This window comes from Eubacterium uniforme, from assembly GCF_900167115.1.
GTDB lineage: Bacteria > Bacillota > Clostridia > Lachnospirales > Lachnospiraceae > Eubacterium_S > Eubacterium_S uniforme.
On record NZ_FUXZ01000009.1, the window covers coordinates 143,060 to 168,364 of the forward strand.

At 32.0% G+C, this 25,305-nt stretch carries 23 protein-coding genes; 1 reads left to right on the top strand and 22 read right to left on the bottom strand.

Translation table 11 applies throughout. From position 1 onward, the window contains the following. Nucleotides 1-60: 60 nt before the first annotated feature. From B5D16_RS08180 to B5D16_RS08255, 16 genes are all read right to left on the bottom strand, one after another. Nucleotides 61-2,058 (bottom strand): peptidoglycan D,D-transpeptidase FtsI family protein, encoded by a 1,998-nt coding sequence (locus B5D16_RS08180; RefSeq protein ID WP_159444343.1) that lies wholly within the window; start codon nucleotides 2,056-2,058, stop codon nucleotides 61-63. 51 nt (nucleotides 2,059-2,109) lie between these two features. Beyond that, nucleotides 2,110-2,646, bottom strand: a complete 537-nt coding sequence (locus B5D16_RS08185) for a septum formation initiator family protein (protein ID WP_078766495.1) — start codon at nucleotides 2,644-2,646, stop codon at nucleotides 2,110-2,112. A 1-nt stretch (nucleotide 2,647) separates the two neighbouring features. Then, nucleotides 2,648-3,583, bottom strand: coding sequence for a 16S rRNA (cytosine(1402)-N(4))-methyltransferase RsmH (rsmH, locus tag B5D16_RS08190; protein WP_078766496.1), 936 nt, complete (start codon nucleotides 3,581-3,583; stop codon nucleotides 2,648-2,650). A 20-nt stretch (nucleotides 3,584-3,603) separates the two neighbouring features. Beyond that, nucleotides 3,604-4,041: a division/cell wall cluster transcriptional repressor MraZ gene (mraZ, locus tag B5D16_RS08195; protein WP_078766497.1), complete on the bottom strand. Its 438-nt coding sequence runs from the start codon at nucleotides 4,039-4,041 to the stop codon at nucleotides 3,604-3,606. Between the two features lie 380 nt (nucleotides 4,042-4,421). Further along, on the bottom strand, nucleotides 4,422-5,390 hold the full coding sequence (lgt, locus tag B5D16_RS08200; protein ID WP_078766498.1) for a prolipoprotein diacylglyceryl transferase: 969 nt from the start codon (nucleotides 5,388-5,390) through the stop codon (nucleotides 4,422-4,424). Between the two features lie 9 nt (nucleotides 5,391-5,399). After that, nucleotides 5,400-6,497, bottom strand: coding sequence for a redox-regulated ATPase YchF (gene ychF / locus B5D16_RS08205; protein WP_078766499.1), 1,098 nt, complete (start codon nucleotides 6,495-6,497; stop codon nucleotides 5,400-5,402). 280 nt (nucleotides 6,498-6,777) lie between these two features. Then, complete coding sequence (locus tag B5D16_RS08210) at nucleotides 6,778-7,365, bottom strand: NAD(P)H-dependent oxidoreductase (protein WP_078766500.1); 588 nt, start codon at nucleotides 7,363-7,365, stop codon at nucleotides 6,778-6,780. A 93-nt stretch (nucleotides 7,366-7,458) separates the two neighbouring features. Beyond that, nucleotides 7,459-7,656 (bottom strand): helix-turn-helix transcriptional regulator, encoded by a 198-nt coding sequence (locus B5D16_RS08215; protein ID WP_078766501.1) that lies wholly within the window; start codon nucleotides 7,654-7,656, stop codon nucleotides 7,459-7,461. Further along, a complete protein-coding gene (locus B5D16_RS08220; protein ID WP_078766502.1) occupies nucleotides 7,646-8,341 on the bottom strand; it encodes a DUF6773 family protein in 696 nt (231 codons plus the stop codon). Before B5D16_RS08220 ends, B5D16_RS08215 begins: the two co-directional genes overlap by 11 nt. 119 nt (nucleotides 8,342-8,460) lie before the next feature. Further along, on the bottom strand, nucleotides 8,461-9,528 hold the full coding sequence (locus tag B5D16_RS08225) for a GNAT family N-acetyltransferase (protein ID WP_078766503.1): 1,068 nt from the start codon (nucleotides 9,526-9,528) through the stop codon (nucleotides 8,461-8,463). A 310-nt stretch (nucleotides 9,529-9,838) separates the two neighbouring features. Beyond that, nucleotides 9,839-12,220, bottom strand: a complete 2,382-nt coding sequence (locus B5D16_RS08230) for a diguanylate cyclase domain-containing protein (RefSeq protein WP_078766504.1) — start codon at nucleotides 12,218-12,220, stop codon at nucleotides 9,839-9,841. Nucleotides 12,221-12,435: 215 nt separating this feature from the next. Then, complete coding sequence (eno, locus tag B5D16_RS08235) at nucleotides 12,436-13,731, bottom strand: phosphopyruvate hydratase (RefSeq protein ID WP_078766505.1); 1,296 nt, start codon at nucleotides 13,729-13,731, stop codon at nucleotides 12,436-12,438. A 243-nt stretch (nucleotides 13,732-13,974) separates the two neighbouring features. After that, nucleotides 13,975-14,148, bottom strand: a complete 174-nt coding sequence (locus B5D16_RS08240; protein ID WP_078766506.1) for a FeoB-associated Cys-rich membrane protein — start codon at nucleotides 14,146-14,148, stop codon at nucleotides 13,975-13,977. Nucleotides 14,149-14,166: 18 nt separating this feature from the next. Then, the gene (gene feoB / locus B5D16_RS08245; protein ID WP_078766507.1) at nucleotides 14,167-16,569 is read right to left on the bottom strand and encodes a ferrous iron transport protein B; all 2,403 of its coding nucleotides are present in this window, start codon (nucleotides 16,567-16,569) and stop codon (nucleotides 14,167-14,169) included. A gap of 18 nt (nucleotides 16,570-16,587) precedes the next feature. Then, complete coding sequence (locus tag B5D16_RS08250) at nucleotides 16,588-16,809, bottom strand: FeoA family protein (RefSeq protein WP_078766508.1); 222 nt, start codon at nucleotides 16,807-16,809, stop codon at nucleotides 16,588-16,590. Between the two features lie 19 nt (nucleotides 16,810-16,828). Further along, complete coding sequence (locus tag B5D16_RS08255; protein WP_078766509.1) at nucleotides 16,829-17,041, bottom strand: FeoA family protein; 213 nt, start codon at nucleotides 17,039-17,041, stop codon at nucleotides 16,829-16,831. A 205-nt stretch (nucleotides 17,042-17,246) separates the two neighbouring features. Here B5D16_RS08255 and B5D16_RS08260 point away from each other — a divergent pair, with 205 nt between their 5' ends. Then, nucleotides 17,247-17,621 (top strand): metal-dependent transcriptional regulator, encoded by a 375-nt coding sequence (locus B5D16_RS08260; RefSeq protein ID WP_078766510.1) that lies wholly within the window; start codon nucleotides 17,247-17,249, stop codon nucleotides 17,619-17,621. Nucleotides 17,622-17,694: 73 nt separating this feature from the next. Here B5D16_RS08260 and B5D16_RS08265 read toward each other — a convergent pair whose 3' ends face one another. From B5D16_RS08265 to B5D16_RS12470, 6 genes are all read right to left on the bottom strand, one after another. Continuing rightward, a complete protein-coding gene (locus B5D16_RS08265) occupies nucleotides 17,695-19,371 on the bottom strand; it encodes an EAL domain-containing protein (RefSeq protein ID WP_078766511.1) in 1,677 nt (558 codons plus the stop codon). 199 nt (nucleotides 19,372-19,570) lie between these two features. Further along, a complete protein-coding gene (locus B5D16_RS08270; protein WP_078766512.1) occupies nucleotides 19,571-20,629 on the bottom strand; it encodes an IS30 family transposase in 1,059 nt (352 codons plus the stop codon). A gap of 61 nt (nucleotides 20,630-20,690) precedes the next feature. Next, nucleotides 20,691-21,785, bottom strand: coding sequence for an ArdC family protein (locus B5D16_RS08275; protein ID WP_078766513.1), 1,095 nt, complete (start codon nucleotides 21,783-21,785; stop codon nucleotides 20,691-20,693). 13 nt (nucleotides 21,786-21,798) lie between these two features. Then, nucleotides 21,799-24,033, bottom strand: coding sequence for a VirD4-like conjugal transfer protein, CD1115 family (locus tag B5D16_RS08280; RefSeq protein ID WP_078766514.1), 2,235 nt, complete (start codon nucleotides 24,031-24,033; stop codon nucleotides 21,799-21,801). Between the two features lie 4 nt (nucleotides 24,034-24,037). After that, on the bottom strand, nucleotides 24,038-25,069 hold the full coding sequence (locus B5D16_RS08285) for a DUF3801 domain-containing protein (protein WP_078766515.1): 1,032 nt from the start codon (nucleotides 25,067-25,069) through the stop codon (nucleotides 24,038-24,040). Further along, nucleotides 25,062-25,305: hypothetical protein (locus B5D16_RS12470; protein WP_200803966.1), on the bottom strand; the 244-nt coding region annotated here is incomplete at its 5' end. The genes B5D16_RS12470 and B5D16_RS08285, both read right to left, overlap by 8 nt.

Here is a 25,305-nt window from a genome sequence, read left to right on the forward strand (position 1 = left end):
CCTTTCGCCACTAACTAATTACTTTCTATTTTTATAAAACAATTATCAATTATATACTTTTTATTCAACATTCGCAACTTCACCCTGATTATCTGCAGGTTCACCAGCCGCATCAGCTTCACCATTTGCATCAGGATTATCAGCTGCATCATTCTGAGCATTATCCTGTTCATCTGTATTATCAGCACCAGTTGCACCGCCGTAATTACCTTCGTTATCAACGATACCACTGTTTTCACCTTCTATAATATTGCTTTCATAATTCTCGTCATCTGACTTCTTATTTGCCTTAGCTCTATCAGCCTCTTCCTTCGTTTCAGTCTTTGGAATATTTAAATATGGCAATACTTCTGACATAATTTTGTTATAGAAGATAGTTGCATAAGCACTATTATCAGGATCTTTTTCAGGAGTATCAACTACAACGTAACATACAACCTGAGGATCTTCGATAGGAACAGCACCTATAAACGAAAGTACATATTCACCACTACCTCTAGGTGATTTTTCAGCTGTACCTGTTTTACCACCAACTGTATAACCTGGAACTTCTGCTCTAAAACCAGTACCTGAAAGAACCGTTTCTCTAAGAGCTTTTCTTTCAAAATCACATGTATCCTGTGTAATAGTCTGTTTAATTAATGTCTTCGAGAAATTCTTAATAACATTTCCTTTCTCATCAACTATTTCTCTTACTACTCTAGGCTGATAATAATTTCCGCCATTAACTAGTGAACAGAATCCAGCCTCAATCTGCATCATATTTACTGTAAAGTTCTGACCAAATGCATTTGTTGCAAGTGTTGAACTATTAATATCTTTTTCATCATAGACCAGGCCTGGAGTCTCTCCGGAGAGGTCAATTCCGGTTCTGACTCCAAATCCAAATCTGGTCTGATAATTTGAGAAGGTTGATGCACCTAGCTTAGCACCTATTTGCATCAACGCGTCATTACATGAATTAACAATAGTACCTTCTAATGTAAGTGTTCCATGTGTACCTGAACAATGAATGTTCCATCCACCAACATTTTCTGAACCATCACAATAAAAAGTATCATTAGTACTAACAAGACCTTCTTCTAATGCAGCTGCCACAGTAAATGGCTTAGCTGTTGAACCCGGTTCAAAACTATCGTTTATACAATAGCATCTCCATAACTTATTAAGTTCATTAAGTTGGTCCTCGTCAGACATTTTCTTTAACTCTTTCTTAGAGAAAAAGTCTGATAAATCTCTAGGATTATTTAAGTCATAAGACATATCATCCGCCATCGAAAGAATCTCGCCTGTATTTGGATCAGCTATCATGACAGCGATTCTTTTTGCCTTTGTTTCCTTCTTATAATCCTTGATTTTCTTTTCAACTATCTTCTGAATTTCCATATCGAGAGTTGAAGTAATGTTGTATCCATTGGTTGCGTTTCTGATAACTTTTTCCATGTTGTTATCAGAGTTTACATATCCATATTCTCTACCGTCAACACCATTAAGTTCGTCGCAGTAGTATCCTTCAATGCCCCAGTCAGCTGAGTTACCTGAGTTTGTAAAACCGATAACCTTACTTCCTAATTCATTATATGGATATTTTCTAACATATTCCGTTTCAAACCACACACCCATTATATCTGGGTTATTCTTTGTATCCTTTTGTAATTCCTGAAACGGTTTAACTTTTTCATACTCTATTCCTTTTAAGGCTACAATATATCTACTATCCTTATTAGCATTAATTGTTTCTCTAAGTTCTGTTTCATTTAAATCAAAACTCTTAACTAACGCAGAAACAGTAGCTTCTAAATATTCCTTTTTTTCAAGCATCATCTTTGCATCCAAAATCAAGTTATAAACCTTGACGCTTGTTGCAAGTGTGTATCCATTTCTGTCAATAATATCACCACGCTTATAAGGAATCTTTCTACTTGTATTATTCTGCTGATTTAATACTGTAATTGTATAATCATCACCCTTATCTCTATTTATTTTTGCTATTATAACGCATAACGCAAACAAAACTGCCAGTATCCCTAGATACAAAACAGTTAGTGTTCGCGACATTTTATTATTGAATACGTTTCTTCTACGTCTACGCATTTTTCCATCCCACTTTTATTTTTCCGGAATATCCTCAAGTTGCTTCATATATTCCGAAGATGATTTCTTATAATAATTAATCTGGTCTGGTTTGGCCTCAACCATACCAAGTTTCTTCTTAGCAGTCTTAATAATATAATCAGTATCTACATAACTATTAACATTATAATTATATACTTCATTTTCAGAAGTCAAAATATTAATCTCCTGCTCTAACTGATTTATACTATTCTGTTTCTTAGTAACGTCATTATTAACCTTGATGCTTAATATACCAAGATAAATTGTAACTGCAACTAAAACGCATATAACAAAACAGTATGGAAGGCTATAATGTGCCATCGCCTCTCTGTATCTAATGCCCTTCTTAGTATCAGCAACTCTTTTACCATCTCTGTATACTCTAGATCTTCTTGGAGCTTCCTCATACTGTGGAGCAGTAACTACGTTACCATGTATATAAGAATCATTTCTTCTACGATTTCTTGAAGAATGATTTCTATTTTCAATTTGTCTTCTCGAATTACTTCTTCTGTTGTTATAATCTGCCATATTATATCCCCTTTTCAAAAATTCTTAACTTAGAACTTTTTGATCTTTTATTTTCTGCTATTTCCTCATCACTTGGAACGATAGGTTTTCTTGTAATTATTCGTCCCTTGCTAACCTTCCCACATACACACACCGGAAAATTTGGTGGACATGTGCATGGATTTTCATTTACTTTAAACTTTTGCTTAACAATTCTATCTTCTAAAGAATGAAAAGTTATAATGCAAAGTCTTCCCCCTATGTTAAGTGAATCAATCATACCGTCTATTGATTCTTTTAAAACATCAAGCTCATGATTCAATTCAATTCTGATAGCTTGAAATGTTTTCTTTGCAGGATTACCATTCTTCTGTAATTTTTTAGGAATGGCTCCACTTATTATCTCTACAAGTTCTCCCGTTGTCTCAATCTCTTTCTCTCTTCTTGCGGCTACGATATGTTTTGCAATATTCTTAGCAAATTTATCTTCACCATAATCTCTAATTATTCTAAATAGAGTTTGTTCATCATATTCATTTACAATATCTTTAGCTGTAAGTTTTTGTCTGTCATCCATTCTCATATCAAGTGGTGCATCTGCATTATATGAAAAGCCTCTTTCTGTGTTATCTAATTGATAAGAAGAAACTCCAATATCAAGTAAGATTCCATCAACTTTTTCAACATTTAAATCATCAAGTACTTTTCTAAAGTTTGTGTAATTATCTCTTACAATAGTTACCTTATCTCCAAACTCTTTAAGTCTTTCGCTTGCAGCCTTTATAGCATCCTTATCCTGATCTATACCAATGAGTCTTCCCTTATCTGAAAGCCTAGAAGCTATATGATATGAATGACCGCCGCCACCTAAAGTTCCATCAACATAAATACCGTCAGGTTTAATATTTAATCCTTCAATTGTTTCATCTAACAATACCGATTTATGTTTAAACTCCATAGCAGCTCCTTCTTTTCGGCTTATAATACGAAGCCGTTCTCAAACATTTTCTCTGAGATTTCATCAAGCTCTTCTTCACTGATGTCATTAACCTCATCATATTTATTAACATCCCATATTTCGACATAATTATTTACACCAATAATCATCACATCTTTTTCTAGGGATGCGAACTCTCTTAATACCTGAGGGATTAATACTCTTCCCTGTTTGTCTGGTTCAAGAGAGTTAGCACCCGCGAGGAAAAAACGAGCAAAATGACGGGCATCTTTCGAAGTCTGTGGCAATGCGCTTAACTTATCACAAAAGTCTTTCCAAGCGTCAGTTGTATAAATTCTTAAACAACCATCCATGCCTTTTGATATAACAAATTCTTCACCTAACTCTTCACGATACTTTGGAGGAATAACAACTCTACCTTTTGCATCAAGACTGTATGTATACTGTCCAATAAACATATGTAGTTTTCCTCCTTCCCTGAATCGTGAATCCACTTAATCTAATTCATACTTTTTTGGTTTCAATGTGCCTTTTAAAACATATTATGTTACATGTTCCCCATTCTTCACCACAATTCGACACTTTTCACCACTTATTTGATATTCTACATTAGTTTTTTTCATTTCGCAAGGGTTTTTTCCTTGATTTTCCTTGATTTTCCAATAAAAAAAGTGGCTCCCACAAAAGGACCCACTATATATTGTGGTGGGGATTTTCGCCCACCACAATCCAATTAAATTTTGTTAAAAATAGACAAAGCACATTAGTAAAAATTACCAATGTGCTTTATACTCATTTCCCAGCAAATAGATTTTATGTAAATCATTGCTATCTATTATTAATCTTCTGAAGTTTCTTTCACTTCTTCTTTAGAACCTTCTTTAACAACTATTTCTTCTGTTCCAAATCTATTCTTACCAATTAACGTTTTACTTACCTTAGAATTGAAAACCATAAGTAAAATTCCACATACGAACAATACTCCTGATAAAGCCTGTGAAACAGCAATCCCTGTATTTCCAATCTGTAACTGATCTGTTCTAATACCTTCAACCAAAAATCTAACCACACCATATCCTATAAGATATGTAAAGAACATCTGTCCATCATATTTCTTCTTACTAGCAACTATAATTACTATAATTAAAAGAATAAGATTTCCAAGTGATTCATAAAGGTATGTTGGATGTACCTGAATATATCCAAGAGCATCGATTGATTTTCCTGTTATCTTCTCCATTCCTTTTGCAACAACATCCGGAACGTCAGACGATGAAAAATACTTATCAAAATATATTCGCATAGCCAGTGGATTCTTAGTTGTGCAGGCTGTTCCAAAACACTCTCTGTTAGTGAAATTTCCCCACCTACCAAGAATTTGTCCAAGGAGCAAACCTTCCATGGCAACATCTGCGACAAGTAAAAACGGAATCTTTTTTATCTTCACGAAAACAAAGCAAACTATCGCTCCAGCTATAATTCCACCATATATCGCAAGTCCACCTTCCTTAAGCATAATTATTTCCTTAGGATTTTTACTATAATAATCCCATCGGAACAATACATAGTATGCCCTTGCTCCAACTAGGCAAAAAGCTATTATGCCTAAAGCCAAATCAAGAAAATCTTCAACATCATATCCGATTTTTCTAACATAATTCAAACTAATAAGAGTCCCCAGAATCATACCAAGTCCAATGAACATTCCATAGAAAGCAATATGAAAACTTCCAAAATCCACACCAATCGGCATATCATGAAACTTAATACCAAAATTTGGGAATTCTACACTTAATTGTGCTAACATGTTTTACCTCTATACATTAAATCTGAAAAGAATAATGTCGCCATCATTTACCACATAATCCTTACCTTCAAGTCTAATAAGTCCTTTTTCTCTTGCAGCTGCATAAGTTCCACAATTCATTAAATCATCATAGCTTACAACTTCAGCCTTAATGAAACCTTTTTCAAAATCAGTATGAATCTTACCTGCTGCCTGTGGAGCCTTTGTACCTTCCTTAATAGTCCAAGCTCTTGTTTCATCTTCACCAGATGTTAAGAAACTAATAAGACCAAGAAGTGAATAACTAGCCTTAATAAGTTTATCAAGACCAGATTCCTTAATACCTAAATCTTCAAGGAACATCTGCTTTTCATCATCATCGAGTTCTGAAATCTCCTGTTCAATCTCAGCACTAATAACGAAAACTTCACTACCATTTTCCTTAGCATATGCTCTAACTTTCTGAACGCCTTCATTTGAAGCACCATCATCAGCTAAATCATCTTCAGAAACATTTGCTGCATAAATAACTGGCTTATTTGTAAGAAGATTATATTCACTCATAAATGCAATTTCATCTTCATCATCTGTAGCAAATGAAGCTGCAAGATTACCGCCCTCAAGGTGAGCAATAATTCTTTCAACTAAATCAAGTTCTTTAGCTGCAGACTTATCATTCCTTGCGACTCTGATGAGCTTGCTTCTTCTTCTATCTAAAATTTCAATATCAGAAAATACTAATTCAAGATTAATTGTTTCAATATCTCTAAGTGGATCGATGCTACCATCAACATGAATAATGTTTGTGTTTTCAAAACATCTAACAACGTGAACAATTGCATCTACTTCTCTGATGTTTGCAAGGAACTGATTTCCAAGCCCTTCACCCTTTGAAGCTCCCTTTACAAGACCAGCAATATCAACAAATTCGATAACAGCTGGAGTTGTCTTCTTTGAATTATACATTTCTGTTAATTTATCTAGTCTTTCATCCGGAACTGTAACAATACCAACATTAGGATCAATTGTACAGAATGGATAGTTAGCTGATTCAGCACCAGCCTTTGTAAGCGAATTAAAAAGTGTACTCTTTCCTACATTAGGAAGACCAACGATTCCTAGTTTCATATCATTATCCTCTTTCTTGAATTTATAAGGTTAATTTTCTTCAAGAAAACCACCTTAACACAACTGTTTAATACTATCACAAAAACCTTGGTTTTTCAATGGATTTAGAGTAATTGACAGAATTAAACGATCTTATATTTTCCTCACTGTAGAAATATATTGTTCAAATTCTTTTCTTCCGTCCGTGATTGTTTTACCAGTAGCTCAAAACGAACCATGCTTGTCTACGTTTTACCAAACAACAACTCTCCTTATGTTATATATTTTACTCTTCTAAGTTTCAAAATTTTATACCCATTTCATAAGCCTTGGAAAGATGTAAAGGAATGTTCTCACTTCGTGCCTCTTCATTCCAATGCGTTACATTATCAAAAATAACCATTTCTTTTTCTTTCGCTCTATCACGAATTCTATCTCCCAACATTACTGTTTCCATCGCACTCTTTTCCCCTGTTTCAATAAGAGATTTCATTGATTTTCCTGCGCAAACTATAAATAATGCTTTTTCAAGAACCTTCATCGTAGGATCTGGTTTATAAGCAAATCCTGTTGTCCAAATTCGATCAAACCAACCCACAAGTTTTGCAGGTGCTTCTGTCCAAAATACAGGATATATAAACACAATCGCATCACTGCTCTGTATTTTTTTCTGTTCAATCAAGACATCTTTTGATTTTATTCCATCAATTCTGTAATATGTTTCTCGTAAATATTCTTCTTCACTTATATCCGTTTTGAAATTCATATCATATAAATCAGATATAATAATCTCATGACCTGCATCTCTTAACCCCCGTTCAAAAGATTTATATACATCATTCGTAAAACTATCCTTTGAAGGATGGCAATATACAATAAATACTTTCATACTAATACCTCTACTAAATTCAAATTTGTTAATCTAAAATGTCTTTTATCGAATCTTCATAATTCTCTTTTTCCATGTTTATATTCCCCCCTACTAGCTTTCCGGCCAAAACAAATCATCAAGTGATTTATTTAAAGCCTTACAAATCTCAATACATAAAGAAATACTAGGGTTATATTTCCCTGCTTCAATTAATCCAATTGTTTGTCTCGTTACACCCACAGCATCCGCTAATTGTTCCTGCGTCATATCACATTCCACTCGGGCAATTTTCATTCTCTTATTTTTCATCTCTATCATCTACTTTTTCTATATTTTTATCAGCTTTCTTTTCAGAAAGTTTCATGATTCCTATAAACATAAAATAGAAAGGAATCCCCCATCCTGCTGCTAATAATACTACCCCAATTAATCCCTTAGGATAAAAAGCACCATCACGTATATAAAATCCTGTTCCTGTTACAAACCCAAAGAATATCGAACCAAAGAAAGTTCTTATAGCTAAATCTTTTTTTACATTCTTTTCTTTCTGCTTACTTCCAAATACTAGTATTCCTCCTGAGACTGCAGAAATCGTAATGTAAATAGCACATGGCAACCAGCTTACAATGTATGTAAGCACCCAAAAATAATATTTTTTATCAATCAAAAATATATATAATAATTCACCAATTATAACAATCCAAAACATCATCATAAAAGCTTGTGATTTAGCTTTATTAGATAACTCTTTTAAAATATCATCTTTTTCCTTTACAAACAATGTTCCAAAGCGAAGTTCTTCAAAAAGCCACATTACAACACCACCTACCAAAATACATATCTCTAATACATAAACCATAAATGGCAAGCCACATGCTATCTTAACAATTAGAAACACTAACTCTATTATACCTAAAACCGGAAACATTCGTGCACCTAATTCACTTGATTTTTTATGAAGTCGCTCATCAACAACTTTATTATTCTTAAACATTTCTTTCCCTCCATTAAACTTTAAAACTAATTACATGAATCGTCCTTTCATATTTTCGATTGTATCATTTTACATTGCATAATGCAATATATATCTTACATTTTGTAATATAAACATTTTTATCTTTCATACTCTACAAGACTCATATCATCTTTAATTTTTTGTACTTCACCAGTTTTTACAAATCCGCATTTTTCATAAAAATGACAATTACCTTCTTCCTCAAGTATAGTCCATAACTTCCATATTTTCACACCATTATACATATCAAATAACTTTTTAATAGCAACTTGTCCAATATGAAGATTCTGATATTTAGGATGAACAAAAATTGGACTTATGTAAACTACATTCTTATCAATAGTAAAACCATTATCATTATTAACTCTACCATAAGAAGTACAAACACCACCTACTCTTGCACCATCTTTTACAATAAAGTAAAATGTTCTATTTTCATCATTGACCTTTTCTCTCACCCTACCAACACTCTCAATTGCTGGTGATAAATCATCATGATATTTTTCATACAAAGGCATAAAACTATCTACTTGTAAACTATGTAACTGTTCAACTTCATCTTCTCTCACTTCTTCAAGAATCACCTTATTTTCGAGTTCAGTTGTTGAAACATCTGGCAAATTAAAGTTATCCTTAATCATTTTTGCAACAACATCTGGTTCAAGATTAGTATTATCAATTTTCATGTAATTAGCAAATGGTATCTCACCTTCATTACTTACAATTCTGTACTTTGTTTCTTCTCTGATAATTCTATCTTCTGATATTGCCAAATCTCTTTTTGACGCTTTATTTCTAAGTCTATTTTCTGTTTTATTTCTTTCTAATCTTACAGCTCTATCTGCAACAAGTTCTACATAATATACAGTTCCACCTGTTTCCTCAAACTTACGTGCTACAGATGCTATATAATCCCAATCTTCTTTCATGTCAAATGCCCACATAAATGTAAATATCATCCCCTGATATTTAGTCTTTAAAAATTCATCCATTATGGTCTCTCGTAATTTGCTGACAACTGCACCATTAAACTTGCCAAATATTTCAATTACTGGTTCAATCATCATATGATTATGAAAAAGTCTAAAATCCGTAATTTTCATAAGTTCCTGCCCTACAGTCATCTTTCCAACTGCTCCACTTCCGATTAACACTATTAAGTCCATAATTTTTCTCCTTGAAATTTATTATAAATGTATTTATTTTTGGAAACAAAAAAGACCATTTATCTAAAAAAGATAAATGATCTTTATAAACTAAATAATAATATCATATCTTTCTTAGCAACTACTATTTTCATATACCAAAATATCACCATACTTACAAATTATAAGCACAGCGTCAATAATAATATATGAATATCTAGTTACTAACTTACACATAATAATTTTTCCCTTCGTCTTATTTTGACATATTATATAACTTTGAAACATAAAAAACAAGACCAATTATTTCAGTTATCTAAAATGATACTTTTTACTTAACTATATTATCTCGTCTAGTCTTTTTAGCTTCATATAAACATTCATCTGCTTTGCCTGTAAGTTCTGCTACAGAGAATACAGCTCTACAAACAAATGTGTAACAACCTGTAGAAAATTCCACATAATATGGTTTTTCACATTTCTCATTAAATAACTTGCTTCGTAACTTCAACTCTTCTAATACTTTTTCAGTATCGTCTTCATTTTCGCAAATCATAAAAGAAACAAACTCATCGCCTCCAATACGACCGCACACAGCATTTTCACTTCCAAAACTATCAAATGTTTCTTTCATAATCTTAGCAGCATTCATCAATGCGAAGTCACCATCCTGATGTCCAAACTCATCATTAATTTGCTTTAAATGATCTAAATCCGAAAAGAACAAAGCAGCTTTCTTACCAACATTTTCATTTATCGCATCTACAACATTTTCAATAAATCCACGTCTGTTGTATATTCCTGTAAGAGCATCCATCGATGATACAAAACTTAACATTTCATTTTTATCTCTAAGCTCTTTCAAAGTATCAAACAACTGCTGTTTAGCTTCGTTTTCCTGCTTACTAATCTGCATATAAGCAAGAGCCGTACTAATCTGAAGTGAAACTCCATAAAGCATACCTATGGAAGTATCATCTATTTCGCAAAGCATAATTCCATATTGATATTCCTTTGCAAATAACAAAAATACAACATAACTATGTTTTGATGAATCTGGAAAAAGCGAAGCAAATCCATTCTCTTTTGTTACAACTGGTCGTTTTCCCCTATCATATACTTCTACTTTTCCATTTATATGTTTCGCCACAAGTTCCAAACAATCTGGACATACAAATTCCATTTTTCTATCGCACTTTAATGGTTCTGGAAGAAGATAAAGATAAGCACTCTTTGCTCCCTGATCAATAGCCGTCTCTATAGCTAAACAATTAAATGCATTCTCATCATCAGCTTTATCAATCATATATTTTATAGATGTAGGTGCTGCCCAACTCTTTGTAAGCAACATCATTATATCTTCTTCATCTTTTCTCATAACAAAAGATGTAACATAATTATCTGTTAGTTCAAGAATTCTACCAAGGAGAACAAGTACGTCAGTCTCCTTTTCTCTTTCCATAAAGAAACGCATTATTTGCTGGAAAGATCTTAAAAATCCTGAAAATTCAATATTTTTACACCCTTCATCAGCACATAGATTTTGAACTTGTAAAAGCAGTGAATCAGCGAGTTCACGTTTTTCATCGTCATTTAAATCATCCAATTCTAAAAGATTGGAAATCAAAAATTCAAAATATGCTTTTCCCTTATTTCTACCTTCTTCAGATACTACACTCTTATATGAGCCAACAGTTGCAATTGAAACAGCCTTTTGTATCTGTTCTTTATCTGATAGTTTTTCTATCTTTTCTAGAACATCAACAAGTTCTAATTCCTTATCAACATGATGTATCTTACAACCACAGGACTGACGTTTTAAAAACTTAGCAGGAATCTTCATTTTTATCGGATTTGTAGGATCCTTGCATAATGCAACTGCACATTTAAGCGCTCGATATCCCATATCCAAACCATCCTGATTAGCAGTTGTAAGCGGTGGATCCATACGTTGAGCAAATTCTACATCATCATAGCCTGTTACCGCAATATCTCTTCCAGGAACAAGTCCTCTTCTTCTACAAACATTATATATACTAATAGCCATTTCATCGTTAGCCGATACAATAGCTTCAACACCTTCGTTATTATCTAAAAGTTTTTCAACTAAATCATCTACGTTAGAAGAATAATCCCCATATTCTACCATCTCACTTGTAACTTCAAGTTCGTGAGCCTTCATTGCTTCTAGATATGCACGCTCTCTCTCATTAGAATCCGTATTATTTATAGGTCCACTTAAATAAACAATCCTCTTATAGCCATGATCAGAAAGTAAATGTTCAACAATATTATACATACTTCCAAAATTATCACTAATAATAAAACTGTCACAAGAGTCCTCGTCATACTCTTCAAGTATAACAAGCGGAACACTTCTATATTTCTTAGCAAATTCTTCTCTATTTTCATTTTCAAGATATATACATAATGTTCCATAAGAAATAATAATAGCATCAAGACCAGCAATTAGCGAATAATCATAAAGGGAATTATATTGATAATTATATGAATTATAATCATCTTCATCTCCTTCCCAAAAATCTAATGCATTACCCTGCGCGCCAACAAAAAAGGATATATTAACATTCTCACCCTTAGCGGCTTCACTTATCCCTCGTATTAATTCCATCGGATGCTGAGTATGAACATTGCCAATCATAACCCCAATATTAAAAACCTTCTCCTTAGACATACCTTCAATTAAATCCAATTAGCCTTATCAAAAAATCGGATTATCTCCCTTCTCCCAATACATATTTGGGTTATTAATCATTACGTAAAAACCAATTTTATCCGTTCTCATATATAGTAATATTATAACTCAAATAAACGACTATTTATAGTCTTAAACAAATTTTTTTTAAATTTACGCATATAAAAAAAGCCGGTTAGAATAATCTAACCAGCTTAACTTTTACATGTTTATTATTTTACATTAAATGCACCCATCTGTGGATAAACTGCTGACTCTCCAAGTTCTTCTTCAATTCTAAGTAACTGATTATATTTAGCAACTCTTTCTGAACGGCTTGGTGCACCAGTCTTAATCTGACAAGTATTAAGAGCAACTGCCAAATCTGCAATTGTCGTATCAGCTGTTTCACCAGAACGATGTGATGAAATTGCTGTATATCCAGCCTTATGAGCCATCTTAATAGCTTCAAGTGTTTCTGAAACAGATCCAATCTGATTTAACTTAATCAAAATTGAGTTACCTGCTCCAAGTTCAATACCCTTTGATAGTCTCTCTGTATTTGTTACAAACAAATCATCTCCAACTAACTGAACCTTATGACCAATCTTTTCTGTCATCTTCTTCCAACCTTCCCAGTCCTCTTCATCAAGGCCATCTTCAATTGAGATAATTGGATATTTATCAACAAGCGATTCCCAATGAGCAATAAGTTCATCAGATGTAAATTCCTTACCTGACTTAGGCTGTTTATAGAATCCTTTGCCTTTTTCACTTTTCCACTCTGATGATGCTGCATCCATTGCAATCATAAAGTCTTTACCAGGTTCAAAACCTGCTGCCTTAATAGCTTCAAGGATCTTTTCAATTGCTTCTTCATCACTCTTTAACTGATTTGGAGCAAATCCACCCTCATCACCAACAGCTGTTACATCACCCATATCCTTAATTAGGCTCTTAAGTTTGTGGAATACTTCAGCACACCATCTAAGTGCTTCCTTAAATGTAGGAGCACCTACAGGCATAATCATAAATTCCTGTGTATCAACTGCGCTATCAGCATGAGCTCCACCATTTAAAATATTCATCATTGGAACTGGAAGCTTATTACCCTGTACGCCACCTAAAAATCTATAAAGTGGAATATCAAGCGCGATTGAAGCTGCACGTGCTGCTGCAATTGAAACAGCAAGAATAGCATTTGCTCCAAGATTTGACTTATCCTTAGTACCATCAGCCTTGATCATGGCAGCATCAACTGCATATGTATCAGATGCATCAATACCAACAAGCACATCATTAATAGTTGTATTTATGTTTTCTACAGCTTTCTGTACACCTTTTCCTAAATATCTTTCCTTATCACCATCACGTAGTTCAAGGGCCTCAAACTCTCCTGTTGAAGCTCCACTTGGTGCTGTTCCTCTGCCAACCGTTCCGTCGATAAGATATACTTCTGCCTCAACTGTAGGATTTCCTCTTGAATCAAGAATTTCTCTTCCGACTACTTTTTCAATTTCTAAATACATTTTCTAATCTCCTTCCGAATTGTGTTTTATAAGGATGAGCACTATGACTAATTCAATAATCCCTAAAAAACAAAATAATAATCATACGTTACTCATCCCGCAATGTCAGTTAGCATACGCTAACCACATTTATTTATAACATATCAGACAAATCTACTCAAGCAATAATTTAATTAAATTTGCTTAATGAAAAATTTTCTAAACAAAAAGCGCTACAAGCATTGCTCATAGCGCTTTAAAACTCTATTTATTTTTCCTTATGCCTGAACACATATTACAATGTGCACAGTTCCCGCCGCAAGAAGATATTCCTCGTTTTTTATCATTTATCAATTTACGAATGATAAATACAACCATAATTATAAGCAGTATAGAAATAATAATTGTTCCTAAATTACTTACTAACCACGAAATCATCTTACGCCTCCTTATATCTTAAGTAGCATCACCTAACACTGTTAATTTATCTGCTTCTTTATATTTCTTAAAGAATAACATATATAGAATTACTAGTAAAGCAGCAAATGCAAATACTAAACCAACAGCATTTGCCTTGCCTGTAGCAAGTCCACCAAACTGATTAATCATAAATGCTATCACATATGCAAAACCACACTGGTAAGCAATTGCAAAAATAGTCCATTTTACATTATTCATTTCACGCTTAATCGCACCGATTGCAGCGAAACATGGTGCGCAAAGTAAGTTAAATACTAAGAATGAGAAACCAGTAATTTCTGTAAATTTAGCAGCTAATGCCTGCCATGTAGTCTGATCACCGCCACCATATAAAATACCCATTGTACCAACAATGTTTTCCTTAGCAACTAAACCTGTAAATGATGCAACTGCTGCCTGCCAATTGCCCCATCCAAGAGGAGTGAAAATCCAAGCAATAGCATTACCAATTTTAGCAAGAATTGAATATTCTAGTTCTTCTTCTGCTAACATTTTAAACGAATCATCCTTAAATCCAAATCTAGATGTAAACCATACAATTATAGTTGAAAGAAGGATAATTGTACCAGCCTTCTTGATGAATGACCAACCACGTTCCCACATTGAACGAAGTACGTTTGGAAGAGTTGGTAAATGATATGCTGGAAGTTCCATAACAAATGGTGCAGGATCTCCAGAAAACATTCTTGTCTTTTTAAGAATAATACCTGAAATAACAATTGCACCCATACCAATAAAGTATGCTGATGTTGATACCCAAGCATCACCACCAAAAATAGCACCAGCAATCATAGCTATAAATGGAACCTTAGCTCCACATGGAATAAATGTTGTAGTCATAATAGTCATACGTCTATCACGTTCATTTTCAATTGTTCTACTAGCCATAACACCAGGAACACCACAACCAACACCTACAAGCATTGGAATAAATGATTTACCTGAAAGGCCAAACTTTCTAAACACACGGTCAAGAACAAATGCAATTCTTGCCATATATCCGCAAGCCTCTAAGAACGCTAACATAAAGAATAAAACGAGCATCTGTGGAACAAATCCAAGTACCGCACCTACACCGGCAACAATACCATCTAAGATTAATCCCTTAAGCCATTCTGCAGCATTTGCTTTATCAAGTGCTTTTTCAACAACTACAGGAACGCCCGGAACCCATGTACCATAATCAGCTGGATCTGGTTCATCACCCATTTCTTCAATTGTTTTTAATGCTTCTTTATAATCCTCTACACTTGCTTCCTCTTCTGTGATTTCAAGTGTTTCTTCATCTTCTACTTCATATGTAAATTTATCTGTTGGTTCACCATTTTCTTCAACATATACATCATAACCATCTACAATAGCCGCTGCATCAGCATACTTTTCACTGTCTTCTGCATATCCACCATCCATTCCTAACAAGTGGAATCCATCACCGAACAAGCCATCATTTGCCCAATCTGTTGCTGGAGCACCAACGCCAACCATTGCAACCCAATATACCAAATACATTATAAGAGCAAATATAGGTAAACCTAAAAATCTATTTGTTACTATCTTATCAATTTTATCTGAAGTTGTTAATGAACCTGCATTTTTCTTCTTGTAACAAGCTTTTATTACTTCTGCTATATAAACATAACGTTCATTTGTAATAATACTTTCGGCATCATCATCAAGTTCTTTTTCAGCGGATTTAATATCATTCTCGATATGATTCTTTAAATCACTTGAGATATTCATTTTACTTAAAACTTTATCATCTCTCTCAAAGATTTTAATAGCATACCATCTTTGCTGTTCTTCTGGCATATTATGAACAACAGCCTCCTCAATATGAGCGATTGCATGCTCAACAGGTCCTGAGAATGTATGAAGTGGAATTGTCTTAGCATTTTTGGCCGCATACATTGCTTCTTCTGCTGCTTTTAAAACTCCATCACCCTTAAGAGCTGAAATTTCAACAACCTTACATCCAAGTTGTTTTGACAATTCATTAATATTAATCTGATCACCTTGTTTTTTTACAATATCCATCATATTAACAGCAACTACAACAGGAATACCAAGTTCTGTTAACTGAGTTGTAAGATAAAGGTTTCTCTCTAAGTTTGTACCATCTATAATATTTAAGATTGCATCAGGTCTCTCACCAATTAAATAATTTCTAGCAACTACCTCTTCAAGAGTATATGGTGATAAAGAATAAATACCTGGAAGGTCAACAATTGTAACTTCACTATGTTTCTTTAATTTTCCTTCCTTCTTTTCAACTGTAACACCTGGCCAGTTACCGACAAACTGATTTGATCCAGTTAACGCATTGAAAAGAGTTGTCTTACCACTGTTCGGATTACCAGCTAACGCAATTTTCAAACTCATCTTTCAAATTCCTTTCTACTATTCTACTTCTATCATCTCTGCATCTTTTTTTCTAAGAGATAATTCATAATTTCTAACAGTCACTTCAATCGGATCACCTAAAGGGGCAACCTTTCTCACATAAATTTCTGCATTTTTTGTGATTCCCATATCCATGATTCGACGTTTAACTGCGCCCTCACCATGGAGTTTTTTAACTTTTGCAGTCCCGCCTATTTTTACATCTTTAAGTGTCTTCACTTCAGATTCCTCCTTTATATCAAATCATTATTTTCTTAGCCAATTCCTCACTTATAGCAACTCTGCTCTCTTTTATCTTTACAATTAAATTATCACCAAGTGAACTTACTATGCTCACTTCACCACCAACGTTAAAACCCAAATTTTCTAAATGTTTCTTAACTTCAGGGCTTCCTCCTATTTTTTTTATAATCTGAGTTTTGTTTCTATCTGCATAAATTAAAGGCATCATTTTTCCTCCTTTATATCCAGTTAGTTTAAGCTAACCTCGTGATTTAAATTATGTTAGCAAATACGCACTAACCACCATTAAATATAGTTAGTTTTTGCTAACCACATATATTATAGTTAGACGATGCTAACTTGTCAAGAAAATTTGAAAAAAAAGCCTTTTTATGATATGCTATCAGTAATTAATTAACAAAGGAGAAGTACTAATGGCATTACAAGAATCTGGGGAAATGTATGTTGAAGCAATATATGTATTATCACAAACATCCTCTACTGTTAGAAGCATTGATGTTGGCGAGTATTTAGGTTATTCCAAGCCATCAGTAAGTCGAGCTATCGGGGTATTAAAAAAAGAAGGTCTTGTTGAAACAGATGATTCAGGATTTTTAAAATTAACCAAAGAAGGCAAACTTCTTGGGAAACATATTTATGAACGCCATACTGTATTGACACAAGTACTTATAAATCTTGGTGTTGATGAAAAAACTGCTTCCGAAGATGCATGTAGAATAGAACATTACATAAGCGATAAAACATTTAACGCTATAAAAAAACACATAAAAAAATATGGTTCAAAATAAAAAGCAATGAGTAATATACTCATTGCTTTTTATTATATAAGTTATTATCTAAAATTTTATAATTCGCAAAATATCATTCAAGCAATTCTGGATGCTCCCTACTTATCAATTCGAAACATTCCACTTCTTTTCCTTGAATCTCTTGAATTGTCAGTAGATATACACGCTCCCCTTCTGATGATATATTTGTCAACCTCACCGAATGCCACACCGGCTTATCTCCATTAAGTATTATTCTAAAAAATCCTTGAACAAAACCCTTTGGGCTTTCATCGACTCGTTGGAATACATTATCAAGATTTAAAAATTTTAAATATCTTTCCTGATCTACCGAAGCTACTTGTGCTTCACAAAATTTATAAACACTCTTTTCCAACGAAGCTTCTCGATCATACTCAGGCAACTCACTTGATACATGTATCCTATGTGCTATATCGCTTTCTGGATAAAATAATACGACCACCTCATAAGTTTCAAAAAGAGAATTACTATATTTTAATATCCTTTTGGCATTCTGTATTTCGTTCTCCGAATCAAAAGTAGGTAAGTACAAAGCAATCATAGCCCTGTCAGTTGTTTTAGCAATACACTTAACACTCACCCTAAAAAAGGTATCCTTATAGCCGCGCTCTAGTTTCTGTATATCTCCTTTATTTATTGCATCATCTATCATTTTTTTCATAATCAAATATTGATCACTTCTACGATCAGTATATTCCTGTTCAACCTCTTCTATATTATTATAGCCTAATCTTTTTAAACTCTTTAAATACGCATTACTAACGTATGCAAATTTCATACTCTTTTTTGTTATTTCAGCTAAAGCTAATGGAATTCCACCTTCTAATTTATGTATTCTAGTATCATCATCATCTAATTCCATTTCTGTCAATTCTTCAAGTGGACGCGTACTTACAAAATTCAATTGTCCTATCTTGCTCCAATACTGTCTATCCTCAAAAGATTCTACATTTGAAATATCCTCATCAATCAACTCAATCAAACTTGATTTGGATATAGGTTTTGAATAATAATAACCTTGAAGGGCTTCGCATCCAACCGATGACAAAAATTCCTGCTGTTCCTTAGTTTCCACACCTTCTGAAAGAGTATGAATACCCAAAGTTTTAGCCATATTGATAAGTGATGCTAACAATCGTCTTCCCTTCATTGAAAAATTCTCAAGAAAAAGCATATCAAATTTCATAACATCAAAATTATAATCCTTAAGAACATTCAATGAAGAATAACCACTTCCAAAGTCATCCATCCAAATAGAGAAACCTGCTTTCATAAACTCATCTAATGTTTCACTAAAAACCTTTGTTTCATCCATCATCAAACTTTCTGTAATTTCAAGATTAATAGCATTATGTGGAACGTCATACCTTTCAAGAGTATTAACTACCTTTTCATAAAAATCCTTATGTTTAAAATCCTGTCTAGAAAGATTTACTGAAAAAGTATTAATTAATGTTCCGCGACTCTTTAATTCTTGATATAATTCACAGGTCTGACGTAACACTTCCATATCAAGATCAAATATCAAATTATTTTTTTCTAATGCTGGTATAAACAATGCTGGTGAAGCCATACCATTATCCGGTTCAATCCATCTTGCCAATGCTTCAGCACACATAATCTTCTTTGTAACCGAACGATAAATCGGTTGATAAAAAGCTTGTATATACCCTTTTTCAAGAGCCTCAGAAAAATGCTCTATAAAATAGTTTTCTTCATTATAACCCATAGTGATCCTCCCCCATAAATAGGACCCATAATTCAATAAGTCAAAACTAAATAATACTATACCTTCTATACTTTCTACTATACCACATAATTTGATTTATGAACACATATATATTTAAACAATATTTTAACTGAAAATAGCAATGTTTTTTGCATATATTTTTAAAGTAGTTAAAAACCGTCGTATGAATTGATTATTTTTATGATGCTATGTTTTTTAATTCTTCCTGGTATAATTCCTCTGATGTTTTGAAGTTAAACATTCTCCTAGGATAGTGATTCATCCAATATTCAATCTCTTCAACCTTCTCTTTTGTTATATTATCAAAATCTTTACCTTTAGGAATCCTTCTTCTTATAAATCTGTTTCCATTTTCATTAGTTCCTCTTTCCCAAGATGAATATGGATGACAATAGTATATCTCTATTCTTTTCCCCTCATGTATTGATGATTTAATCATATCATCATAATCAGAAAACTCAGAGCCATTATCTACAGTTATAGTTTTAAAGATTTCCGAGAATTTTTTACCAAAGTATTTTTCTATGTTATTTAATTCTTTTACTACAGATTCAGATTTTTGATTCTTCATAAATCTAATAATCTCTTTTCTAGTTTTTCTCTCTGTTAAAACTAATAAACATCCTTTTGTTATACCCTTTCGTCCTTTTACTGTATCCATTTCCCAATGTCCAAATGTTTCCCTATCATCTACTTCCTTTGGTCTATCTGTAATTAATGGGACCTCTTTTTTTAATGTTTTATATTTTGCAACAGAAATAGCTCTCTTATTTCTTTTTCTTTTTACAGGTAAATTACTTAGAGATAATCTAGCAAATAAATCCATATCTATATAGTTGTATAATGTCCTAACACATATATGAAATTTAAATCCAGCCTTTTTTGCTTCAGCTATCGCTACTTCAGGACTATGATTATTTTCAACTATGTCTTTTTCAATAAAATCTGCATACTCTCTTTGTTTATCAATTTTTAAATATTTTGGACCTCTCTTTGAGACATTTATATCTGTTATTTCCTGAGCTTTATTATAACTATACTTATTAGTAGTTGTAAGATCTGAATTAGTATGTTCATACATACCTTTTTTTAATTCTCTGCATATTGTACTTTGGCTAAATCCTAATATCTTAGATATTTCTCTACCAGAATGTCCGTTATTATATAGAGCTTCAATTTTAATTCTATCTTCTCTTCTCAAATGTCTATATGGTCTTTTTACTCTTGCTGCAATCATTTTATCATCTCCCAGTAAATACTTAATATCTACTGTATTATAGCACCTTAAAAAGAAAAAATTATCTAGTTTTTGAAATAACCTTAAAGTTTTCTTTCGGAATCAATTCATCCATTTTTTTATATGCTAATTTTAAATCATTTTCTGTATTTCTAGCTAACTCTTTATATTCATCTATTTTCTTTTCAATATCCATTTCTTCTATTTTTAATCCCTTATCTTTTATTAATTCAATTCCTCTATTATATTTTTCAACCACATAATCAGCTATATCTTGACTTTCTCTAATTGCTTTAATAAGTTCATTTGGTTCTTTTTCCAAAACCTCAATCCAACTTTGAATATAAGCTTTATGATTATCATCTATGTCTTTATTTGGTTCAATTCCAATATCCTGATATATGAATGCTGAAGATATTTCTGCTCTTAATTCTTCCCTTGCATAATCTTCACTACCAAACAGATTTTTTATGTTTCTATTCAATCTTGATTCATGACCTGTCGCATGGGATGTTTCATGTAAAAAAGTAGATAAATATTCTTCTGCAGTTCTAAAGCTATACATGTTAGGTAATTGAATATAATCTCCTACAGGACTATAAAAAGCACTATTACCGCCAGTTCTAAATCCCAAAGGTTCCATTTCAGATAGAATTGCATCTCTTATTTCTATAACATTACTTTCATCAAATACTTTATGTTCCATTAATTCCTTAACTGGTATTCCATCAATCTGTTCAGCATTGAAAACATGACTAACTCTTATGATAGGTTTTATTCTTTCATCATATTCTTCTGATGTCATTTCACCTCTATTGACTTTCATCTTGAATTCATGTACTTCATCGGATGTTAATATTTTTTTCTCTTGAACATCATAAATAGAATAAAACTCTATAGGTATTCCTTTTTCGCCTTTTTTTACTTTCCATCCATTCTTTTCAGCTTGTTTAAATGTGCAGAATCGATTATCTTTATAATTTCTATTTTGCGATACCATCATTAAAATCATTCTATTTAATCCCTTATAAGCCTTTTTGGTATCTGCATTTTCAGGAAGTTCAATCATCCAGCCTTGTCGCCATGGTATCTTATCTTCTTTTAAGGCATTTTTAAACATATCTATTATTTCTTCTCTTGCTTTATTCGTGTTCATATAAACTCCTTATCTAGCCTTTTAAAACTATTGAGGCTTCATATAACTGTTCTATTTCATCTAAATCTCTATCTAATGAAATAATATCTTTAATCTGTTCTGGACTATAATCTAGTTTATATAAAGATTTTAGTATTTCTTTTCTTCTTGCATCCAATATATCTGATGCATATAAACCTATTAAATCCATATTTTTAAATAAGTTCTTTTTTTCTCTAGTTGTTCTTTTATTTTCTATAAATTCTTCTTCTGAAATAATATTTTCAATTTCTTCATCAGATAACTTAATCAATTCATTAATATCGTCTTCAATTGTTTTATCATTATCTTCGTCAAAATCATAATTCAAAAAGCTTAGAATATTTACTGTTGTTTCAACCACTTTACCTGATTCTTTTTGTGCTAAATAATAATCAATTTTTTTCTTATTATCAAAGATTAATTCATAATAATCGTTTGCTTCTTCTCTTTGTTTGCGTATTAATTCCATATATTTTACTGGTTCAAATGAACCATACGACATAGCATACGAATTAATCTTATGGTTCCAAGGATACCATTTAAAATCCATTAAAGCTCTTTCACCTCGTACAAAGACGATTTCTTTATTATTTGGTAATAATCTTATTTCATTTGGATCCATTAAATCACGAGCTATTACATCCACTGAATTGCTGCTACTTCCATGAGAGCCTTTACTTTCTGAAGAAGATTTTTTATAAATTGTCCATTTACCTAATAGCTCGGATATATATTTAAATGTACCATGTTCATTGCCACCTAAATAAATGAATGTATCACAGTTTCCTACAACCCCTTCCCATGTATCATTTTTAAAAAGTTCTTTCATTTGAGCTAACGATTGTAAGAATATCGCACAATATATACCTCTACTTCTAACTGTTGCAAGTTTTTCCTTAAACCCAGAAGGCATTTTTATATTTGCAAATTCATCAAGCCAAAAGCCTACATCTAACGGTAATCTATCATTATCATAAAATCTAGCTTGATAATACAATTCTTGAAATAATAATGTATAAATCATCCCCGGCACAAAGTTATAAGTTTTATCATCATCTGGAATAGTTATAAATAAATGTGATTTTGTAATACCATCCCCATTTTTTCCAATGCCAAATTCTTCAATTGGTATGTCATTATCTTTTAATAATTCATGCAATTCTTTATTTCTCCATGTTGAAAATCTAGAATTGCATGAAATAATAATTGACCTTAATGTATCACCTGCTCCTTTACTCATATCCTCATAAGAATATCTTGCATCATCATCTACTGGAAGTTCCTTAAATAAACGTTCTAACATAGATGGTTGCATATCTCCTGTTCTCGGATCAGTTATTACATCTGCTCTATGAATAAAATCCAAAAATGTTACAAGATTCATTTCGTAATGAACCTGATCATCATCTTCTCTAGAACCATAATTTGTCCAATCAATATCACAAGGAGTATGTTGCCATATAAACGAGAAAATAGACTTAATATATAGATGTTCAGCCTTATCCCAAAACGGATCTCCACCTGTCATTTCAGTTTCAGGCTTTGTATTATCTAAAATGTTTGTAATTAACATTTCAAGAGTTGTAGTATCTCTGATATAAGGAAAAGGATTAAAATGCATTGATTTCGACATATTAACCGTATCAATAAAATAAACTCTTGTATTTTCTTGACTAGCAAGATAATTACCGTATTTTTTTATCAAGCTACCTTTTGGATCTGTATAAATCATACTACTATGATTTACTAATAAATTAGGAGTTAAAATACTCGCAGACTTACCAGTTCCAGAACCACCTGCAATAAAAGTATTATTATTAAGTAATGTAGATTCATCATATCTAAACCTTATATTTTCAGACAAAATCTTATTATTTGATTTATCTTCCCTGTCTTCAAATTTTTTATTAAAAGCTTTAACGTTACCCCATTTAGCAGAACCATATTCTTCTCCAGGCATAAAATTATAAGTACTATCTGCCAACTTATATACAAAGAATAAAAACCAAACTACAATGCCACCTAATATACAAAATATAGTCTTATCATTAAAATAATCCTTTTTTGGATGTTTTATGTAATACATTAAATAATCCATGGCATTATCAAAATTTAATCCTTTAGTAATAAATAAAGCTGAAGCACAAAAACAAATATAAATTATCATTACCAGAAAAATAGAAAAAACAATAATAGTATTTCTTCTTTTTACATTTTTTCGTTGCATATTATCACTTCCTATTTTTTATTTTTGAGATATTATTTTTATTAATCTTATCTTTAGATTTAATAGAATTATTACTAATTTCCTTATCAAATTTATTCCACCCTGGGCTAAAATAATTACATAAATCCTTATTAGATATTATTTCAGTTTTTTTAGTATTTCCCTTACTTATTCTTTGCACAGCTGAAGTAGAATCTTTATGTAAAAATGTAGTAGCTGTCTTATTATCTTTAGAAATATAAATATCTTCATTTTTTACGGCCATCATCAAAAAGCTTCCTTCATCATATGAACCAGGAACTTTGAAATAAAAAATATTTTTACCTTCTGATTGATACAATTTTTCCATATCTAATGATATTTTTTCATAATCATTATTATTAGATAAAATCTTATATTTTTCTATTTTAGAAGCTGTTTTCAAATCATTAATATCCTTCTCAATATCTATATTTTCAGATTTTTCTTTTTTTTTAGAGGTTTCCTGTTCAACTTTTTCAGCCATTAATGACGATGTTTTATCAAATTTCTCTTTTTCTTCAATTGATGCATTATCATAATATTCTTCTTCTGTAATCTCGCTTATTTTTTGAAGACTGTTAAATTTATAAATTTCACATATATCATTTATCTTATCTATATCTTGCGGATTAACAGCAATTTGTATATGATTATCTCCATGATTCAAATCTGGAAGCACAGCAAAAGGAACTCTATGTTTCTTAAAAATTTTAAAAAAATCCTCAAGTTCTTTTTCATCTTCACTAGGAATATCTATAATTCTATAATTACCACCTGTTATCTTTTCCATAGTTCCAATTGATACTGAATTATATGGTCTGTTAATTCCAGGAAGTGACAAATCCCAAAAATGTAATTTCATCCTTATTTGAAGAGCTTTTAATGCACTTTTACTTATCGTTTTCCCTGCTAATTCACCTGCTCCTTTGATTAATAGTGCAACATCCTTTAAAGCTTCTCCTGAAAATCTTAAAACTTGAATAACTTCTGATAAATCTGCATTAATATCACTCATTACTTAACCCTCCATTTCTTAATAATTCTCTAGCTTGTTTCATTCCTTCAGCCGAATATTCTGGTCTTGCTATTTGCCAAACTTCATCTTCAGCAAGTCCATCTTCTGTTATTGCTTTTGTTATTTCTAATCTTTGTTCCTTTGTAAATTTACCGTTAAGTAAATATTCCAATAGATTTTCTTTTTTCTTTCTGATATTTTTTTTCTTTCTAGGTAATTCTATGTTAGTCTTCTGT

Excerpts from the sequence above, each read along its gene's own strand:
- lgt (WP_078766498.1), bottom strand. The coding sequence starts at position 5,390 with ATGTTAGCACAATTAAGTGTAGAATTCCCAAATTTTGGTATTAAGTTT.
- B5D16_RS08185 (WP_078766495.1), bottom strand. The coding sequence starts at position 2,646 with ATGGCAGATTATAACAACAGAAGAAGTAATTCGAGAAGACAAATTGAA.
- B5D16_RS08265 (WP_078766511.1), bottom strand. The coding sequence starts at position 19,371 with ATGGGTTATAATGAAGAAAACTATTTTATAGAGCATTTTTCTGAGGCT.
- rsmH (WP_078766496.1), bottom strand. The coding sequence starts at position 3,583 with ATGGAGTTTAAACATAAATCGGTATTGTTAGATGAAACAATTGAAGGA.
- B5D16_RS08275 (WP_078766513.1), bottom strand. The coding sequence starts at position 21,785 with ATGAACACGAATAAAGCAAGAGAAGAAATAATAGATATGTTTAAAAAT.
- B5D16_RS08280 (WP_078766514.1), bottom strand. The coding sequence starts at position 24,033 with ATGCAACGAAAAAATGTAAAAAGAAGAAATACTATTATTGTTTTTTCT.
- B5D16_RS08180 (WP_159444343.1), bottom strand. The coding sequence starts at position 2,058 with ATGTCGCGAACACTAACTGTTTTGTATCTAGGGATACTGGCAGTTTTG.
- feoB (WP_078766507.1), bottom strand. The coding sequence starts at position 16,569 with ATGAGTTTGAAAATTGCGTTAGCTGGTAATCCGAACAGTGGTAAGACA.
- B5D16_RS08215 (WP_078766501.1), bottom strand. The coding sequence starts at position 7,656 with ATGAAAAATAAGAGAATGAAAATTGCCCGAGTGGAATGTGATATGACG.
- mraZ (WP_078766497.1), bottom strand. The coding sequence starts at position 4,041 with ATGTTTATTGGACAGTATACATACAGTCTTGATGCAAAAGGTAGAGTT.
- B5D16_RS08225 (WP_078766503.1), bottom strand. The coding sequence starts at position 9,528 with ATGGACTTAATAGTGTTAATCGGAAGTGGAGCAGTTGGAAAGATGACT.
- ychF (WP_078766499.1), bottom strand. The coding sequence starts at position 6,497 with ATGAAACTAGGAATCGTTGGTCTTCCTAATGTAGGAAAGAGTACACTT.
- B5D16_RS08240 (WP_078766506.1), bottom strand. The coding sequence starts at position 14,148 with ATGATTTCGTGGTTAGTAAGTAATTTAGGAACAATTATTATTTCTATA.
- B5D16_RS08260 (WP_078766510.1), top strand. The coding sequence starts at position 17,247 with ATGGCATTACAAGAATCTGGGGAAATGTATGTTGAAGCAATATATGTA.
- eno (WP_078766505.1), bottom strand. The coding sequence starts at position 13,731 with ATGTATTTAGAAATTGAAAAAGTAGTCGGAAGAGAAATTCTTGATTCA.
- B5D16_RS08220 (WP_078766502.1), bottom strand. The coding sequence starts at position 8,341 with ATGTTTAAGAATAATAAAGTTGTTGATGAGCGACTTCATAAAAAATCA.
- B5D16_RS08270 (WP_078766512.1), bottom strand. The coding sequence starts at position 20,629 with ATGATTGCAGCAAGAGTAAAAAGACCATATAGACATTTGAGAAGAGAA.
- B5D16_RS08210 (WP_078766500.1), bottom strand. The coding sequence starts at position 7,365 with ATGAAAGTATTTATTGTATATTGCCATCCTTCAAAGGATAGTTTTACG.
- B5D16_RS08255 (WP_078766509.1), bottom strand. The coding sequence starts at position 17,041 with ATGATGCCTTTAATTTATGCAGATAGAAACAAAACTCAGATTATAAAA.
- B5D16_RS08285 (WP_078766515.1), bottom strand. The coding sequence starts at position 25,069 with ATGAGTGATATTAATGCAGATTTATCAGAAGTTATTCAAGTTTTAAGA.